Source organism: Paenibacillus sp. FSL R5-0486 (assembly GCF_037975155.1).
Classification (GTDB): domain Bacteria; phylum Bacillota; class Bacilli; order Paenibacillales; family Paenibacillaceae; genus Paenibacillus; species Paenibacillus amylolyticus.
In genome coordinates, this window is sequence record NZ_CP150237.1 from 4,499,981 (window position 1) to 4,519,792 (window position 19,812).

At 43.8% G+C, this 19,812-nt stretch carries 9 protein-coding genes; all 9 read right to left on the reverse strand.

Features of this window, described 5'->3' with window-relative positions:
* Positions 1–4: 4 nt before the first annotated feature.
* The 9 genes from MKY01_RS20025 to MKY01_RS20065 all read right to left on the reverse strand — a co-directional run bounded on the left by MKY01_RS20025 (position 5) and on the right by MKY01_RS20065 (position 19,791).
* Entirely contained in the window at positions 5–4,660 is a 4,656-nt protein-coding gene (locus MKY01_RS20025; protein ID WP_339283276.1) for a hypothetical protein, read from the reverse strand.
* 45 nt (positions 4,661–4,705) lie between these two features.
* Positions 4,706–10,504, reverse strand: coding sequence for a hypothetical protein (locus tag MKY01_RS20030; RefSeq protein ID WP_339283277.1), 5,799 nt, complete (start codon positions 10,502–10,504; stop codon positions 4,706–4,708).
* Between the two features lie 101 nt (positions 10,505–10,605).
* Complete coding sequence (locus MKY01_RS20035; protein ID WP_339283278.1) at positions 10,606–11,742, reverse strand: hypothetical protein; 1,137 nt, start codon at positions 11,740–11,742, stop codon at positions 10,606–10,608.
* Positions 11,743–11,755: 13 nt separating this feature from the next.
* Entirely contained in the window at positions 11,756–13,675 is a 1,920-nt protein-coding gene (locus MKY01_RS20040; RefSeq protein ID WP_339283280.1) for a hypothetical protein, read from the reverse strand.
* Between the two features lie 11 nt (positions 13,676–13,686).
* Positions 13,687–14,097, reverse strand: coding sequence for a hypothetical protein (locus MKY01_RS20045; RefSeq protein ID WP_076251166.1), 411 nt, complete (start codon positions 14,095–14,097; stop codon positions 13,687–13,689).
* 18 nt (positions 14,098–14,115) lie between these two features.
* Positions 14,116–14,532 (reverse strand): hypothetical protein, encoded by a 417-nt coding sequence (locus tag MKY01_RS20050; RefSeq protein ID WP_339283281.1) that lies wholly within the window; start codon positions 14,530–14,532, stop codon positions 14,116–14,118.
* Positions 14,532–17,672: a M23 family metallopeptidase gene (locus MKY01_RS20055; protein ID WP_339283283.1), complete on the reverse strand. Its 3,141-nt coding sequence runs from the start codon at positions 17,670–17,672 to the stop codon at positions 14,532–14,534. Before MKY01_RS20055 ends, MKY01_RS20050 begins: the two co-directional genes overlap by 1 nt.
* Positions 17,673–17,687: 15 nt before the next feature.
* A complete protein-coding gene (locus MKY01_RS20060; protein ID WP_339283285.1) occupies positions 17,688–19,025 on the reverse strand; it encodes a hypothetical protein in 1,338 nt (445 codons plus the stop codon).
* Between the two features lie 115 nt (positions 19,026–19,140).
* Complete coding sequence (locus MKY01_RS20065; protein WP_036672295.1) at positions 19,141–19,791, reverse strand: S-layer homology domain-containing protein; 651 nt, start codon at positions 19,789–19,791, stop codon at positions 19,141–19,143.
* Positions 19,792–19,812: the final 21 nt, after the last annotated feature.

Consider the following 19,812-nt stretch of genomic DNA (forward strand, 5'->3'; position numbering starts at 1 on the left):
TTCTTTACGTGAATAGCCAGATACGTTTACCGATCACACACATCTTGGGCCTTGCTTTCCAAACTTCCAGCAAACATTTAATAAGCGCTTCAACACACTTGTCTCCACCACCACCTTCGCAGTAAGGAATGACGTAGACGTCATCACATATCCAGTTGGTCAGCTCCATCCAGTCCAGATTAGCATATTCGTAACTACGCGTACCCACTTCCTGAAGTGAGGTGAACACCCATTTGAACTCATGTTTGCCTTTGGGCACTGGATGTGAAAATGTATAGTATCCACCCTCTTGGGTGAATGTTTTGATAAGCTCATCGTCAATGAAGAAATCCAGTTGACAATCAAATGGCTCAGGTACCCACACCCATCGTTCGTAGGCTTTGAAGTCATGCACCCGGAAGGTGGTTAGATATCGTTTTCCTGTCCAATCGCTGATTTGCCCCTTCTGATCTGTTGTAATCTCCACCTTATACTTGCTATATGGCTTGGGAGCCAGATCATTCAGTTCGAAGCCACGATACCCATCCCCGTAATACTTTTCATCCCATAACACTTTTCCGTCCTCGCGGGTAATTTTCACGCGCATATTACTGTTATCGCAGCCACCCATCCAGATCGGTTTATTATTCCAAACTTCAAAGTGAGTCACTTCTGCCCAGGATGGATCAACTTTGATGATATCATCAATATTCAGTTTCCCTCCCCAGATCATGGCGCCATCTCCCGGGCATCCTCGCTCGAATCGAACACGAACTTCATACTTCCGCTTCTCATCTGAGGTATTTTCCACTTCAATAGAGATGATCTGGTCCTCTTCAGTTGTTACTTCTCGTGGTGGAATTAATAGTTGACCGTCCTCATAAGTTTCAATGACAATTTTGGTTCCTCGACAAGCCCTATCTCTATTCTCGTATAATCGAATAACGTCGAGCCAGGCATGACTGCCACCATCTGGCGCAGTCGTATCTGGTCCAGGTGGATTCCATGAATCTTCTCCTGGATGGGGAGATTTATCCTTTAGATATATCCCCCCCTTCGCATCAGTGCAATAAGCGCCCCAGGTCTCTGTAAAGCTCCCATTACTAAGCGTGAAACCACCAGCATCAAGACCCGTGGCGTTCGATGAGCCCTTATTTTTATGGAGTGTGTATGTAATGGTATATTTAGTTCCAGGTTCTAGGTTAGTTGGAATTTGGATGCTTTCACCTGTTTGGTTACCTGCTTCTACTTTCAATTTTCTAAGAAGGCTTTTTGCCCCAGTCTTAGTATTTGTCAATTCAACATCTACATAGGTTTTATTATCATAAATAGAGTAATTAACTAGTTTATCTCCGTTTTTACCGTTAGGATCTTCAGTTCGAATTTGAAGGTTCTTAATGGATGCATGATAAGGAATCCCTTTTGAATCTTCATCTTCGTCTTTCAAGGTATCCGTAAGTCCAATACACAAGGTATAAGTACCCGGCTCCTTAACAGTCACTTTTTTGTTAAAAGGTATTGCATCCTTCCACTGCTTATCAGTAATGGATTTGTAGTTAATTATTCCTTGGTTGTACCCTAAATTTTTCTTCTCATCTAAGATGACTACACCTTTTTTCGCCTCTACTTGTGTACCTTTGTAATACTGGACACGAAATCTGGCTTTCTCATCTCCATCAAATAGATAACACATATAATCGAAACTGATTTCAAAGCTTCCATTACAATAAAATTCAACGTAAACTTTTCTGGTGTGTTCACTTCCAAAATCTGAATCTTTATTACCTGGTCTGGTATTACGGACATCTATTGAGTAATAATTTAAATTTTTACCCGGCTCTTTTATTCCTGCTTCTGCTTTGAAAGTAGAATCTTTAAGCGTTCTTAATCCATATACCTTTAACTTTTGAACCGGGTATACAGTGAGATATTCCGAGAATTGAATCGTCCCAACGTCGGAAACAACAAAATCTCGTTTAATGGCTTTATTGTTCGTAACACCTATCGCATATGCTCCACCAGATCCTGAGAAGACCTGTCCCTGATTATAAGCCTTCCACAAAGCATTACGATCAGACTTACCTGAATAAAGCTTTTGCCCGTATTGAATGTCATGATTCTTGAACGAAGCTGGATAACACTCTTCTCCAAAAGGATTTTTAACTGCTATTCCTGATTGATCATTACCGGTACCATTCCCTCCGGAATTTGCTGATCCATTTTCTGCTCCGCCTGTACTACCATTACCTGGTGCATACGCCTTACCATCCCGGTAAATCCAGCGGAAACTGTGACTCCCCGATGGTAATGGATACATACAATTTGTTCCATCGTCTCCATTGGATTGACTCCCTGTCCAGACTGAAACACCATCAATTTGAAGTTCCAGTTTCTCGCCGGTGTCAAATTCCCCTCCATACTGCCAGCAGATATATCCTGAGTTGTCTAACTGTGCTTCAAACTCGCATATGAAATCCTGATCATGACCTTGGGCCCACATCACGCCATCTCCGACTACAACTTCTTTCCAATCCCAACTCCCTATGAACCTCAATGCCTCATCATAGTTGCCTTCGTCATTAAATATCTCTTCAAACACGTTCTCATCTCTTGTACCTCCTTTATCAGGATTGTACGCGGGGTCCATTGCAGGATAAATACGCATATGCTCTTTTACACTAAACTTGGCACCAGGGTTCAACTCCGCCTTATACGTAATCGTATCTCCATGTTGTTCTGTCCTTGCACCAGCATCCGTAACATCCCAGTTCCTTGTCACATCAACATATGAGCCTAGCGGAGATAAGGTACGATATGTATTGCCGGTGTTGTTTCCATAGGTGAACGGTTTATCCATCTCATATATGAGTGGTTCTTCGGTCAAGCGATCTCGAATATAAAACTGTATTAAATTAATACCAGCCTCCAAAGGGATTCGTATCTGATCTCCGTGACTTTGCATGGTTGTATAATGTTCTAACATGCCGTTGACTGTTACCTCGAACGCTTCAGTAGTCCTCAATTGATGTGAGTAACTGAATAAAAACCAGCCATCATCATCTAAAATCACCTCTGTTTGGGCAATCATATCACCTTGCTTTGGTTCATCCAGACGCAATGTATCATTGTGACGAATCCAACTGGGATTTCCCGACATTGTCCATTGATAATTCCCAATCCCTTGTCCATAAAGACTGGGCTCCCAGTGATCAATTTCTTGAGGTGGACAAATGACCTCAACTACCCCTTTCAGGTCAATGGTCGTATCATGCCCTGCAACAATTTCATACTCAATCTTGGCCAGGTCGGTTTCCGTTTCTGAATATTCTCCATTTAGTATCCACTCCACACCATGCACTGATCGAGCATAGCTGCCATGATCTCCATCCCCGCGCTGGGTACGTTGAAGCATTTTATCGTCGAAAAACAACTCATAATCATGATCAGGATAGGGCTCTTCATCTACACCCATTTTGTAGGCAAATGAGATACTTCCGTTACATTCGTTGTCCAAATCCATTATCATAGTTTTCTTTCGTAAGTCATCTGCAATAAATTGACCTTGAAAATGCGCTTGTGCCACACTTTGTGGGGATCTTACTACCCAATTACCGTACTCATGTACATGCTCCCCATCCAAATCATAATCCAGAGGCGCAGGCGGCTTGCGTGTATCCACAATCTCAACGACTTCAACATCCTTGATATAGATACCATTGTTCTGCCATACTTCGGGTCTCATTTTGCGGATTAACCAGTCGAACTTGTACATCTGTCCTGGCTGCAACGTAAATGCAGCTTCTTGCCATCCGCTATTCTCGCTCCATTCGCCCCCAACTTGCTGCCCATTAATATAGAACAGCATGCCATTACCGCGCTTGGCACTAGCCAGGTACTTGAACCTAATCTGTCCATAACGCTTCACACGCCAGTTAAATGTGATTTTGGATGAGTTGCCAATCTCCAGAAGCCCTAAATCCAGTTTTAAGATCATCTCTGATCCAGATTGTTCATTTCGGCCTACGGAGTGGACAGCTACCCATTCCTGATCCTCCGTCGATGATACATATCTGAAGAAATCAGGGAATTTATTCGAGAACGGGACGTCCTTTTTCATTGAAAAGAGCGGAATCTCATATACGGTTGCATCAAAATGATTAAAGTAATTCCCACTAAAATGATGGTAGTAGGGTGCCGGACATACGGGCAATGATACACCATGATGACTACCGCCAGGCTTCTGAGCATTTTCAAGAATCTTGTGAATACAATCTTTAATCATCTGCAGTACTCGCTGATATTGTGTTTTATCTGGAGGCTGCTGTTGTTCTACCCACCATTCAATCCTGCGATACATATTCCACAGTGCTTCACGGCAGCGTACACTCGCATACCACGACTTATCTTTCAGATATTGCTCAATGATTTGATCAATACTATTTTCCAGTGCATCCAATTGAACCGTCTGCCATCGTCCTATCTGACCGTAACCTGGATCACCCAGAATAGGATTATTTTCTTCACCATGCCGGTCCGTTTCACTCCTCGGTGCATTGGGACTCTGCGGTAAATACGCAGGGTTATTGGGGTTGCCGTAACTTTCGTCCGCAATCTTCGCTCTCATATTGGCGAACAATACACCTTTCTGTGACTTGGAGAACAAACCAAATGTATGACCCATACCAATCACCTCCCAATCTCTCTATACGACAAAAAGAGCACCGAGTTAATCGGTGCCCGTCAGATCATATTGCAATTTCGAATCTGTGTAGATCTGGAGTTTATTTTTCATGACCGACACGGACAATGTATACCATTTATCCTTCTCCCACTTAAAGGGTTGCATCGGAGAACCCACTGCAGTTGGATTGCCAGCAACGATTTTATATAGCTGCATCGGCGTTCTCATATCCAGACTGTTATCGCTATCTCCTCCGTGAACCATAAACATCCAATAATTATTTTCATCGAAGTATTTGAAAATAATTCCTGCGCCATTCCCATCCGTACTTGTATCCACCTTGAAATCAATGGAGAACTTATACGTCTCAGCCAGGAAATTATTGCGGTACCATCCACTGATGTCCTTCGTATCTGCCTTAGAATAAAACTTTCCAAGCAATTGATCCCGATCCCAATCGCCTTGACCGAATTTAGTCCAATCGTCAGACTGGGATAATTCCAGCGCATCCATATCCTTGGAATACGGATAGTACACATTAAATGGATCATTCGGATCATAGTCCTCCGGCACACCCAAACCACCTTCCCAATCTTCAGGATCCATCCCTCGATCGAGCAGATCTTCCGAGTAATCGAATATGAGACCCTGTGCCATGGTGTCCATCATCGGAATGTAAGCATCAGCGGATTCCCGTTCAGCCACCGGATGATCAGTCAGTGTGAAGCTCTCACGTGGTTCCATCTTGGCTTCGTGATACATTTCCATAAGATGAGCTGTTCTCTCGGGAAGGAACGCGTGCAACTGTTCCAGATACTCTGCTCTTTTCTCAGGTCTTTCAGCGAAAATAAAACCTGTGATGACTTGAGAACAGCGTTCTTCAAATGAAGCCATGAGAGAATCAGGATCTTCAATTTCAGACAATCTGGCGTTTGCTGTTCCAGTCGGCCACTCTCTTTCTATGCTAGATTCACGTTCCTCTGTTATCCCTTCAAAATCATCTTCACTAAGATAACCCGGGTCTATTAACTTACTGCCAAAACTCTCGCCGTCATTAACAATGTAACTTGTGTATGGCAGACTATTTCCGTAACTTAACTCCTCACTGGAGAAAGCAAACCTCTGGAGTGTGGTACCATATATCCCATCAAAATGCTCACCGGCTCGCTCATCCCCAACGCCACTTTCCATTTCATGTAAATGACCATATCGATCTATTTTCTCCGCTGCGAATTGCTCCCAATCCAGAGTCGTGCTTCTTAACAAGTTCATTCCAGAATCCAATTGATGGTTATACGCGTCATAAGAACTTCTGGAGCTCATGAACGAATTATCTTCAATATGAACGTCTCTCGTTTTAAGGTAAGCATATTCGCTTCGGATCAGGTCTAGCTGTTTATATTGGAAGCCAACCAGTTCCATGTCCAAAATGGATTCATTAAATTCCTTGTTTCCGTAGAACATGTCCTGATCCAACGATCCATTTCGCAGTTTCACTACATCATTGATCGTCTCATGGGTATGCGCCCATCTTTCAGCTTTTACCCCCAAAAGGTTGTCATGAAGGAATGCTGACCTATCCTCTTTATTTAACTCAAGCGTTTGGATCAAATCAGCTTCATTACCGTTTTTAAACGCATGAATTTGCTCATCAATAGTGGAATCTTTGGCATTTTTCAGACCGTACATGTTCTCTTCCAAATATCCATATTGCGGTTTGTCGGCGAGCAGATTCTCTTCCATATTGCCGTACTGGGGTTTGTCCACTGAGAGTAAAATCTCTGTTGTTCCATACTTCAAGTTTGTTCCACCAACAATCTCAACTGGAACATCACCGTACTTCAGATTCGTTCCGCCAACAATCTCTACAGGTATATCTCCATAAGTGAGCCCCGTCCCACCCACAGATTCCACTGGAACATCTGCATATTTCAGATTTGTACCGCCTAGTGGTAACGTGAGGTCAAGGTAACCATTTTGCGGTTTATCCGCTATAAGTTGTTCTTCAAGATTAGCAATCTTTTCAATCGTGCTATCAGTTGTCTCATGAAGGTAAGCGTCATGAGTATGCTTGTATGCAAGAATCACATCATTATCCAGTGCTGAATCCTTTTTACTCTTTATCGAATCATAGATCAGTTCGACCAAGTCAGTATCTCTGATACCTTTACCACCGTACCAACCCTCACCATGCAATTCACTCAAGCGTAACTTGACAACTTCACTCTCAATTTCATGAACTGATGCCTCTTTCACGATTCTTGTAAAATGGTTATCTTCAAGCATGAGGGATAATCTGTTCATGTTATCCGAAATGATTTCAACGTTCAATTGTCCTTTGCGCATGATTGAATGAGCCGTCAGCATATCGTCAAGATTCGCAGATTTCATTACAGTAGTGGCTAGAGATATCTCATCTTGCACCGATCCATATCGATCTACCCTAATCGCTTCAGAAGTAATATTTACCAACGTGGATTCCCATGCTTGCCGCGTACCTGCGTTAAACTCAATATCCATCGCACCTTCTCTTGCCCACGATGAACCAAGCGTATATCCAATCTCAGCTACTCCATCTCGATATTTCGAGCTGCTTATGGAATAATCCTCGCTGAGCAGCGCAGATCTCCATTCCAAAGTCGCCAGTGAGTAATCTATATCAATAGCTGCCTGACGTGGTTCAATCATGCCAATAGAATAGCTCTCATTCAAATACAACTGTCTGATCTTGGCTGTGCCTATGGAGTACTCACCACTGATTAAACCTTCTCTTATTGGATTAGTAGCCATAAGTTGTTGATCATACGAGTATCCCTCACGAGTCTTTGACGTTCCGATAGCATATTCGCTGTTCAAAAGCATCTGGCGCAAGTTCGTGCCACCCATGGTGTATTCATCATCAATTATTCCATATCGATACCGGGAAACCCCGCCCATATTAAATTCGGTATGAATCACACTCTCACGGTTCATGTTGGAACTCACGATATGATGGTCGAGAGCCATTCCGTCCCGTTTATATTTTGCGCCTATTCCGTACTCATCAAAGGTTTGTCCTCTGCGTTCAACTTGACTTCCTTCATACGCTGGGTCATCCGGGAATAATCCCCCTCCAGGATTCAGGTAACCTAATGAATCTTCAAACTCAATAATAGCCGGTCTTGCATTAAAATCTGCGCCGTAAATGACTTCCGTAATTTCGCCATGCTGATCTTCCTTTACTTTCACTCCCTCGAAAACGTCTGTCTCTAGAGTAGAATTACGTCTGTTCAGTTCAGCCGATCGAGATTCATCCTCAAGTACTGTTATGCTCAAATCTTTGGATGCTTCTGAGAGTTCCGTCCCTATATCACCAAGCTGAGATTCCTTCGCACCTTCGAAATTAAAGGAAATGATGCCTGATCTGCTTCCTTCTTTATCAGCTGTTAAGATCCCACAATCGATTAACGCATCTACCCGCTCTCTAACCCCAGCCAAAAACGGTTCATCAAAATAAACCGAAGCGTCTGCATTATTCACAGCTTCCATCATCATTTCCAGGATGACTGCCGGACTGTTCTCCAAGATCTCCCCTACGATAAATTCCTCGTCCAGATATCCAGGGTATGCTTTATTCCCCAACCATCCTCCACCAACCAATTTGTCCAAAAGCTCATCCCGAATCATGGTTGGTCGACTATTATCTCGGATGGATTGCAGGGTCGTTTCCAGATGTAACTTTTTACGGTCTCTATGTGATACAAGTGGTTTCTCTGTCAGATGTACATGCTTCTGTTCGTCGTTCTTTCCATACGAATTTAGCTTTTCGAGCATGGTAGAACGAAATAATTCTTTGTCAGCCAAATGGTCCTCAGACTCAGGTAACCACAAATCATGAGCCAACGCTCTTTCTGCCGTTGTTGAACCAGCCGTATAACTTTCAAAGGATGCTTTTCTTTCTGCACCTTCTTCGCTGTTCGGGATGAACAAATTCCTTTTTTCTGTTTTTGCAGTATGGAAGTTATCCTCAATATAGCTGTCTAATTTGTTTTCCCTTTCACCAAGTGATTGCTTGTTGAGTATTTCAAGAGCCTCTGCAGTCACTCGTTTGCCTAACCTACTCTGCCTCTCTACATACCCAGGAACCTTACTGATCCTTCTGCTCTCCTGCAAATCTCTGAAAACAAAACCGTGCTCCTTACTTTCACGATAAGCCTGTTCTGCATGACGGTCCACCTCACTATGAACCACATAAATTCGTCGTGCCTTAGGACGATCATGCTCAATATACATTTTCTCCACATAAACTCTTCGCCCCGTAGTCAAATCACCTATGACGTTCATATCTTCTGCTTGATCTCGAACAGCCCAAGGAAATTGCCTTTCCACATCCGTAATAGTCCCTAAATCTCTGGATGCCAAAATGATACCGGATGCTGTAGTTGCCGGATGTTTGTCTATAATTCTGTGAGCTTGGAGCGGATGCCACAGGGTATCACTCGGACGAAAGACTAACGCATTTCGATGTTGCTCACGGCTGCTATGACTGAGATCATCATGAAAGTATAGTTGCTTGTCGACTTCTCGCGTACTTCTCATTTCGGTATGTAGAACAGTCGGGTATTGACGATCCTTCAGTTTGGCAAGTACATTCTCGTGAGTTGTCATTTCATTCTTAATAACCCTCGTAGCCTGATTCAGTTGTGAAAGAAACATATTCTCTTCGATGTCTCTAATTGTTTGAACAATTTTGCCTGTAGTCGTTCCACCAAACGTTTTTGCTCGCACAGCTGTTCCCAGTGTATGCATGAGTGTCAATTGTGAAATGTTATCCACTCTTTGGGCTAACGGCAACGTCCGATCAAGGTGCATATACTTTATTTCCTGAAATCTACGAATATAAGCAGTCGACATATCAGAGAGAATGGATAATTGCTGATGATCATCTACCCTTTTCCCAATCATGGCAGCTTGATCAGCAAATGTTTCTTTATAATCATCACGTAAACCTAACAGGTCCTGATATAGAATTTCCACATCTTGTTTGCTTACTTTCCGGGACTGGAGACTTCTCTCAAGTTCTGTACTTCTGAAGTGGTCTTGAATGGCTTCTAACAAAAATTCATTTTGTGTGGATCGTCCAATGATCTTCTCCACATTCTCGAAAACTTCTGCCACATCCATATCTGGTTTATCGTTTCGAACAGAGTGTATCAATTGCTTAATCACCAGTTCAGAACTGCTATCTTGCTCTGCACTATCTGCATAATCCGCAATCATCCCAAATTCACTAACCCTGAAACTGATTTTTCCAGGCTCCAGCTTATCCAAGTTCTTCACAAAGTTACGAGTTAGACCCAAATTACGGACAATCTTTAGCTCTTTATCGTTATCTACGCGCCAGCCCTCTGACACATCTTCAGGAATGAATGAATCCTTTAATCCTCCGGGCCTGTGGCCTTCATCGTGATGATCCATCTCCAAAGCTTCAATTAAAGCAGACCGCTGCATTTCAAACGAAAATTCCATGACATCGCCTTGCTTGGTAGCTGAGCTCGATCCTTCCATGGAACTGTGTAAAAGTCCTTCTGTATCCTGTTCAGCATCACTTAGAACAATAAATCGTTCTTCTCCTTCCAGATCCTTGCGAATCGCTTCCACAAGTTGATGATTAAATCCATGAGAGATCGATCTTGCCATGTAAAAATCAAGCATCAGGACACTTGGATACCGGCTGTAAGGCATGTATATAAATCGATAATCCTCAGGCCTGCTTCCTGTAGTTCCGACTGTAAACAGGTAACCGTACTGAGTTGTCGTGTAATCTATAACGGTGAAATCAAACTTATTGACTACTTGACTCACGTCACTGCCCCCTTCCAACTAAAAAAAGGGAACCCCTGAGTGGAGTCTCAGAAAGTTCCCTCTCACTGAATCTATACGACTCAGCTTTGATTCAGTTTAACTTACGCCGTATAACGGACTTCCTTCAGAATAGCCACACCCATACGTTGGTTGGCAGACAGATTCATGAAATTCTGCGCTGTATCGGTATCGAAGTAACGATACACTTCTTGGTCCCAAGACTTGCCTTCCACATCAATAATTAACTCATCCAGGTGAAGGATATTATGCTTCGTAACCGCGATGCAGTTGTCGAATTGACCGCGGTAGCCCTCGTAAGGGTGAACCACGTAGATCGGAGACAAGTGATATTTGGATGTCCATTTGGACGCCTGGAAGCCTTGAGGCTCCAGTTCCAACCCCGTATCCCCCAATTCCGGATCTTGATAAGCTTTCCCCTTCGGTGGAGCTTGAGTAATAAAGGAAGGATAGTGCTGCTGGAATTCAATACCTGATTTGGTTTTCAACATCTGAAGTGTGTTGTTACCTGCAGAAGTATATTGACCGTAGTAATACGTTCCTGTTGTTGCAATCTGAGAGATATCTGGTTCTTCGATTACTGCTCCAGCTGTCAGCATTACATTTCCGTCTACGTCATTCAGGTTGTATTTGAACGGTTTTAATGCACCTGCATACAGGAAGGATTTTTTGTAATCAAGGAAGTTTACTGCTGGGTCCGCAACGAGAACCATCGCCAAACGATTGTTCATGACATTTACATACATGTATACAGGTTTTTCTTTATTCCGATCCGTTGGTGTATAGTTTTCCAGTGCCCATTGGTAGAGTACCGGATGTCCTGTTAGCTTGAATGTAGGGCGAGTGGTAACTGGTAGTGTAGTTGGTTCGCTGCCTTCCAATCCTTCAAGCAGCTGAACAGTCAACGTACTATGCTCCTCATAGGCTGGAACTGGTGCAACGACGCGTGGTACCAGAGCATGATTAATGAAACTTACATAGAAATGTTTAGCAATCGGTGTTGCTTGTGTTCCAATGGTCATGATCCCGCGAAGAATAAGTTCCTGAATACGGTCACTACTGTCCTTTTCTTCGTAAAATACTTCCCACAGATTTTGTTCCTGAGACTCGCCTGCAGTGGATTCAAATGGGAAACTCTTAAACCCTGTAACTTCCTCTTTCAGTTTTGTCAACACGTCCTGTGAAGTAGTGATTGTTTCTACATATTTAAAATTTGCCATTATGTAATCCTCCTTATTTTATCTCTTTCAAAAATGCAATCGTAATTACATCTGGTGATGGGGAATGCTTGAATAGATTCAACGGACTCTTGATACTGAAAAACTTGTAAACCTCTGTCCACGTACCCAACGCAGGTTTGGAAGGATCTTTCAGAATTTCTGTATCTACGATTAATTCATCGCGATTGACCAAATTATGGTCGTATATCGCAACTACACCGTCCATATAACCTCGGTATCCTTCTGCCTGATGCACAAGGTAGATTGGGCTCGCGTGATACTTTCCTGTCCAGAGGGATTTCTGGAACCCATCTGTATCTACAATCAATTTAGAAAGGCCTGGGGGAAGTTTACCCACAGAAGGATAGTTCGGAAGATGCGAAATAAATGCCGGGTAATACCGCTGGAACAAGACATTACTGCGTGTCTTCAACATGGACATGGAGTCCATACCATTTGAAGTGTACTCACCGTATTTGGCATAGATATCCGGATTAAGATCCGTGAGAATATCATTTTTCGTATAACCTGTCATATCTGTTCGCAGATCACCCATGCCAACGGTGACACCAAAGTTTCCTCCATGGTCGTAATCATTGAACGGAACGATCTTGCCTATGTATCCAAAACTGCGGTAATAGCTATGAATATTCGGTGAAGGATCACCTTCCAGAACAAGAACTACTCGATCATTGTTTACCGATAAAGTGTAAGCTACCAGGTAATCCGGTCTGCGTTTTTTGTTAGGCAACCATGACGTGGTAGAATGTCTGCCGTGGAAAAAGCGAGCTGCCGGACTTACGATCTCTGTCTTGCCATCATAGTCCAGCTTCCACTTCGTGGACGGTGGGATGAATGTTTTGACAATCATATCTGTGTTCCACATCTCGTAAATGGCTTGTGCCTTGGCTTGATCTATAACTGTAGGTGTTAACCCCGGTTTAACCGTAGCTGGATCACAAGCTCCTCTATATGTAGTCGTTGAATCTCCACTTGTGTTTATACCTTCAAACTCTTCACCATAATAAATATTAATATAGTTCCAATCATTCGTTGGTTGTTCCAACATTACAGAGTACTCTCGCACAGGAATTCCAGTTGGTACAGTTGGCGTACCTTTAATCACTACTCTAGAAGGCACATCATGAACGGGATCCGCAGTATAATATCGCTCAGTAAACGTGTATTTTGATTTACCAGGTTCCACAATACTAGACTTCAAAGAAGTCCAGTCTCCGTAATAGTCAAAATATCTTACATATTCCCACTGATAAGCTGTCTTAAGACTGTAGTTCCAGTCATCAGGAAGCTCCGTAACTAACTCAAATTCATTCCAGTCGTCCAAGTAAACTACGTCACTTGTACTAAGCGTTTGCTTCTGCTTTACAATGTAGGCAGTAACACCATCAGGTTTAGTGAGATCTGTTACCAATGTAGCTAGCTGATTAGGAACGTCTACAAAAATATTAGCTCCTGTCTTATCCGTATAAGAAAACTGAACAACTTGAATCTTTCTGCCGGTCTTGTAATTACCGTAATCCTTTTCTCTAACTGTGGGACGGCTACCACCTTCGACAATTTGATCCCAATATACCGAACTCACTTCATAAAGGAAACCATCATCTTCAACAGCTGGTGTTCCATCTTTAAACTTAAGTTTACTGTAGTCAGGAATTTTAACCACATCATACAAGTTACCATCCGTATGAAGGTACTTCCCTTGGATATTAGGCCGAGTTTTAGGGGTATAAGTTACCCAGTAATCTTGCTCTGCCTCATAGACTTTCTCCCAGCGATTGGCGTCAATCCCGCCCTCTACTCTGGGAATATCAGCACCTACGATTTCATCGGCCAGCGTGTTGATCAACTTTTGTGCTTCCGACTCTCCGTCAATATAAGCGGCAAAGTTCGTCTGCGGTTTTTGCAGTGCCATCGTCACCCTCCTTATCTCAAAAATTTGATGTTGTACCAGACCGACTTGGCTTCAGCCACCGCGTTAAAAAAGTCAAACGTGATGGTCGTTCCCGCCGGAATCGGGTAGACAATTCCGAAACTGTTACCCATGGAAACCGACTCGGGAAGTTCCTTCGTATAGATGGTACGACATACCTTCTCCGTCCCAATCATCAGCTCCCAGTAATCGCCGACACAGTAGTGGCTCGCAGCAAATGCAATGCTCAGAAACTCTGTGTCATACGCCAAGGTGAACGTATCAGACTTGGTGGTCTTCGCCGCCGGAATGTCCAACATCTGTCCCCGAATGAACGGGATCGTCTTTTTACTGAAGTGTGGGTACGGCAGCTCGCGCACTTTGTCGATGACGCCACCCGCGATGTAAGATACATTAAATGCCATGGAACCACCTCCTACATGTTATATACGACTTACGCTCGTTCCAGTTAAGCGTCCTTCGTCATCATAATTTAGACCAATATTGTAAGTGAACATCGACTCTCCACTCGGATCATATGTACGGGCCGTCACCTGCGTTAGCCTGAAATACTTGTAATAATCATAATCCGGGTGGGAATAGCCCACCCCGGAAGGAAAGTCTTCCTCATCCTCTGAGCCAAACTTCATCCAGATCGAAACCTTCCATGCCGATTCATACAAGAGGTCTGCTCCAGTCACCCGGTCCGGGTCCTGCATGTGCTCCCGATATAATGTAACGGAAGGTTCACCTTCAAGGGGAGAAACATTCGAATTGGAGATACTGCTATATCTGCGAAGCTCCCGATGGATTAGATCCAGCACGGGAAATACAATATTTTCATTCACAATGCCGGCCATTACACCATCACTCCCTTTCTTGCCCACATCATATCAATGACCTGTAACATGCCACGGTCAACCGAATAACTGGTTTTAATACTTTTAATCGTATATACAGCTCGTGTGGTGGTCGTTTTATCCGTCACAATAACGTTGTCGAGCAGATCAAGCGCAGGATTCGCAGGAATGGATACCTGAAGCGTACGGCACATCCGTTTCATATCAAAAAAAGCTCGTTCTGCCACCTGTCTCTTGGCTTCAACCGTCTTCGCCCAAGGAACGGCCAGCACCATGGTTCGAATTTCTCCTTTGAGTTCGAGTAAAATCTCCTTGTCTACGAAACTGCTCTGACTATCATTCGAGTCGATAACTACGATGTGACTTCTTCCTCTGGACCAGTCTGTAGATTTGGTTATGGAGATCAGATTGTCATTCTCGGAAAACTCTGCCACGACCGGTTTGTCATAATTCAAGCGCTCCAGTCGGTACGTACCATAACGGTCACAGTAGCTTCGATACGGAATCTCCGAGATCACCTCCTGAACAGCTTCCGTAACTTTGGCAGACCATTGCTCAAACGTCCTGCCATACTCCTCAATAAATGGATTAAGCCATCCATTCGGTGTCAGCACTGTACTTGCATCCTTGACTTCAAACTCACCTTCTTGACCCGGTACGGGGACAATGACCCTACCCGTCTTCTGATTTACCTCAATCAGATAGGTCTCGTCAATCACGTAGTCAGGATAAGAGCGATCCTCACTGGTAGCCCGCCAACCCACCATACCTGCATGTTTAACGAGATCTAGTACTACCGTAGATTTGACCCAAGCCGGCTTTTCAAATTCTACAGGCTGAGCTGGTGTTGGTGTAACTGCGGGAGTGGAGGTTGCTGTAATGGTCCAGCTTGCCGGGTCTGCAAGCATCTCCTGATAAAAGGTCCATACCTTGTTCACCCAATTCTCCCGATCCTGACTCCAGGTCATGGGAGCAATGTCTCCACCATTATGGAAATAAAGTACATCCGCCTTGGAACTCACTTTTTTCCCTCTGGAAGCCAGCGCCTTGGACATCCGTTCTGCTCCGCGCTTCATTTGCTCCTGAATTCCCTTGTAAAGGGGATTGCAAGCACTTTTACTAGGACAGCCATATCCAAGAATAAAGCTTCCATTTTCTTCTGTGCCCTTCCCTTGTGTTCCCAAAACAGTCTCGTGCCTGCATATTGCAAGCAAAAACTTATGATCAGGTACACCATACGCCGCAGCTTGGGCCTGGGCAGCCTGAATAATGGATGATGTACGGTCCGTGCCAACTGCTGCAGGCGGCACCGGATCTGGCACATTGTCAATCTCTTCTACCTCTGGATAGGCTTTTTTCTCGGAAATGACTTTCTCGATAATGCGCTTGTACATATCTCGGGCCGTAATCTCCAGCGTGGAGCCTTCGCCATTGATGTCCACCTTGTCAATCAGTCCCGTAAATACCCGCATCATGTGCTGACCATATCCCATATATATGCGTATCGGTGTATTTTCACTCAGAACCCCGATATGGAATCCGTTTGCAAAATAAGACCATGGAGACGGTACACCACCAAGCTCAGGAAAATAAGCAGGATTATAATCCGGAGAGAAGAATCCTCTTGGATTGGAGATGGTCAGCCGTGCTTCCCGGGCTTCAGAATCAAACTGATCATCGATTTCGGCACTAATGATATTGGGAAGAACCTGCGTGTCCATATAGACAAAAGACCCGACCTGAATAACATCCGTCTCTGTCCTTCTATTATTAATAAAATCTCCGTAGCTGTTCGTTTGATAATATCCTTTAGATGGATCTAGCCCTTCTTCACTCTTTTGATTCTTCAACGGAGCAGGCGACAACTCTTGTATGCGAATATAATCAATGGCGAACTTTTTATACTTCTTACTCGAAGCAGGAACAGACCCGGTTGGGACAGCGGGGTTTTGTTTCCCCCCATAGGTCACCTTAATCTTGATACTCTTGGCTTTTGCAGGGATCACAATATTATTCAATTCCGTCAGTTTGGTCAGATCATATGCCCCGTTAAACTTATTCACATAGGCATACGTTTTACCATCGATCACCACGGCGAAAGAATCCCCTTCCGCATCGCTAAAATTAGTCCCCATTCCAATACTAAGCAGCCCTTGCGTGGGCATACTCAGTTTTGTCACGTTAATCTCAAATTCAGCTACGGCGGCTTTGCCTTCAAAGGTGTATAGCAATTTTCCTCCTGAATCAAACATAGTCCAGCCCGATTCAATCTTGGCATAATCCGAAAATTTCAATCCGGTTGTATAAACGTTTTTCTCATGCCAGTTTCGCTTGTCGAACTTCTCATTCAGTTTGATCTCTCCGGGATATCCTTCAACCTGAACCGGCTTTACATCAGTAAATGTTGTTTTCGCATTTCCGTGTAACTTGCGCTGGCCCTTGAAATACAATTCAGGATTAACTGGCTTGCCTCCCTCTCCGGTTCTCGTTGTTGGATTGACTCCTTCCCAAATTTCAAAATGTAGATGTTTTCCCTTGCCCGCCGCACGTTCAGCCGGGGACACCTTATGCCCACCGGTATATACGCCACCTGTATTGCCTAGCGTTCCAATGACAGCCCCTTGAGCTACTTCATCATCCACCGAACAGAGAATTTCTTTCAGGTGAAAATACTTGGTGATTACACCATTAGCATGTCTAATATTTACGGCATTACCAGCACCTTCTGTTTTATTCAAGGATGTTCGGACTACTTTTCCGGCCCACGCAGCCAAAATTGGCGTCCCGATCTTTTCTGACAAATCGATGCCTCGGTGAATTTTTGACGCGCTATCACGAGGACTACCAAATTTATCTGTCACAGGAGTAGTAATAAACGTTTTACCTTTGATCGGGAAACAAATCTCCTGAGCATCCGCTTGAGTCGAACCGCTATATATACCATTACTCGACTCATCCACCCAAACGGATTCTGTACTGATGATGGGTATCTGCTCGTTAACGATATGCCTGAACTCTTCCGTCCGTCCCGGGATAAAGGCCAACCGATCTACTTCGACACGGATATTGGGAAGCGCTCCTTCCCCCAGCTTCAGACGTTGGGACAGCACATTCATAACCTCATCCGAAATTGGAATCATATTGTAATCTCCCCCTTACTTGAATCGCTCGATGGTCCATTTCATGAATCGGTCCAGGAAAGCTGCGGCTTCAGCCCGTGTCATAGCGGAATTTCCAAGGAACCATATCTCTTCCTCGTCCGTACCACCTACAGGTCTTCCCATATCCGTGACTTCCGCTGCACCATCCACCTTTTTCTTGATAGGAATGCCATTAATTAGTGGATCATTGTTCGCAAATGTTTCGTCTTCCATTTCCGAGACGGCTATTTTCCAGAAAGCGTCTTTGGACTGCTCTACCCGCTCATTTTTGTCCCGATAATATATGGCCGAATCTTTGCCAACGTCTGCGAACCTCTCGCTCACATCTTTGAGATAATAGAACGTCACTTCGTCGCCTTCTGAGAAAGGTTGATTGAAAACAACCGTATGGTTGTCAATTTCCGAATAAGCCGGTGTTTCTTGGACTTTATCTTTTTTTTCGTCTTTGAATTTCACTGTAATTTTAAGTTTCTTTTTACCTGCCGGATAATTGCCGTTAAGTCTAAAAACTCGTTGTCCCTGAAATGCCGTAATAGGCTGATTAATCCCCGTCGTTGGTGCTTTCATGTCCGTAAATCTGGCATAGAACACCTTGCGTAACTTATTAATCAGATGAAAGGCTTCTCCCCGCTGTATAATGGCATTAGGAAAGAAACAATTGTTGTATGCTGGTTTGAGGGTTGTCGCTTTGATATCTTCACTCTTGAATTTGTTATTCTTCGTCCAATAATTGAACTTGCAAGTGACACCGTTCAGATTAAAAGGAAGGAACACCGAGCCCCCAGGGCTGACACAATATACATCCGTTCGGTAACCAATAGCCTTTGTTGCAATTTTGGTTACCGCCGCGGCATCCCCCATGGTATCACCCCATACCTCGGAAGGAATACTGAGTCTGCGAAGCGGTTGGCCTGCAGCATACAAATATTCCTGATGATTACGACTGAATGGATCGTAGAAATAGGTCGTCGCTGCACTAAGTTCAGCTCTGGGCAGATCTCCAGTCCAGGACACGGGTGGCCTTTTCCAAGCACTGTCTAGCAACGGTTCTCCATAACTACAGAAGGACACCACCTGTCCTGCTTTCACACCGGTATACAACTCCACATCGGTTAATCCCTTACTATTGGTTTCAGCCGTTTGGTAGATCGTTTGAACACCATCAATAAACACATACAGTGGATTGTCATCTGTTGGTTTAATCAGCACAGGCAGACTAAATGAGGTTTGCCCCGCTTTCCCTTTGATTTCTTCATATACAAAAGGCTTGCCTTCCTCAAACTTGTTGTAGTTAATCCCGGCCACAAAGACTTCACCATCTTCCAAAACCATATTCGTGGCTTCCATGACATCGTTATAGAACCAGTCCCCTTCGTTTACATCAACCCATTTTCGTATGATAAACACCTCCTATCTTTAGAATAGACAGAAAAGAGAGTAGGTCACCCTACTCTCGAATTGTTCGTTCCAGCAGACGCTTGGTTCGCATCAGGAAAGTAACAAACTCTGCTCTGGTTATAAAGTTTTCCGGTCTGAAATATAGAATTGGGGTGCCATCCAATTGTGTTACAACCGTCAGCCCCAAATCAGCCAAGCGTTCAATGGAATCTCTTGCCCAGTGGTCCTTTCCTTCTGTCGTCTGTAAATCCTGAAACTGTATTGCACTCTTACGGTCATAACCATCTTTTTTGATCAGGGTCATGGTCAATTCGACCTTGTACCCCTTTTGATCTTTATCCATCGTATCCTGATGGTAGAAAATAGGGTCAACTTTGATGGACTCTACAACACCAACATAAATATTGCCCTTCTCATCATAAAATTTGTGTGTCCAGCCTACGTACATGACGTAGTCGTGATAGGATTGTTTATCTTTAAACAAGATGTTAATGATGGCCTTGTATGAAGACACGCCCATCTGATGAAAATGCGAGGGAGCATTAATCATTTTAATTTCCCTCACTTGCGGATTGGGCGATGGTGAAGAGTACGGATCAATAATTCTTCCGTTCACTGGCTCGAACTTCATGCCTGTATCTATATACAGCTTTCTTTTATACCGGTCATTAACTAAGCCAAACGGGTCTTGCTGCGTCATATCAGATGCCCTCCTTACCTA

Bases quoted from the DNA above. Each gene is read 5' to 3' on its own strand.
- MKY01_RS20025 (WP_339283276.1), bottom strand. From the start codon at position 4,660: ATGGGTCATACATTTGGTTTGTTCTCCAAGTCACAGAAAGGTGTATTG.
- MKY01_RS20035 (WP_339283278.1), bottom strand. From the start codon at position 11,742: ATGGCAAATTTTAAATATGTAGAAACAATCACTACTTCACAGGACGTG.
- MKY01_RS20040 (WP_339283280.1), bottom strand. From the start codon at position 13,675: ATGGCACTGCAAAAACCGCAGACGAACTTTGCCGCTTATATTGACGGA.
- MKY01_RS20045 (WP_076251166.1), bottom strand. From the start codon at position 14,097: ATGGCATTTAATGTATCTTACATCGCGGGTGGCGTCATCGACAAAGTG.
- MKY01_RS20050 (WP_339283281.1), bottom strand. From the start codon at position 14,532: ATGGCCGGCATTGTGAATGAAAATATTGTATTTCCCGTGCTGGATCTA.
- MKY01_RS20055 (WP_339283283.1), bottom strand. From the start codon at position 17,672: ATGATTCCAATTTCGGATGAGGTTATGAATGTGCTGTCCCAACGTCTG.
- MKY01_RS20060 (WP_339283285.1), bottom strand. From the start codon at position 19,025: ATGGTTTTGGAAGATGGTGAAGTCTTTGTGGCCGGGATTAACTACAAC.
- MKY01_RS20065 (WP_036672295.1), bottom strand. From the start codon at position 19,791: ATGACGCAGCAAGACCCGTTTGGCTTAGTTAATGACCGGTATAAAAGA.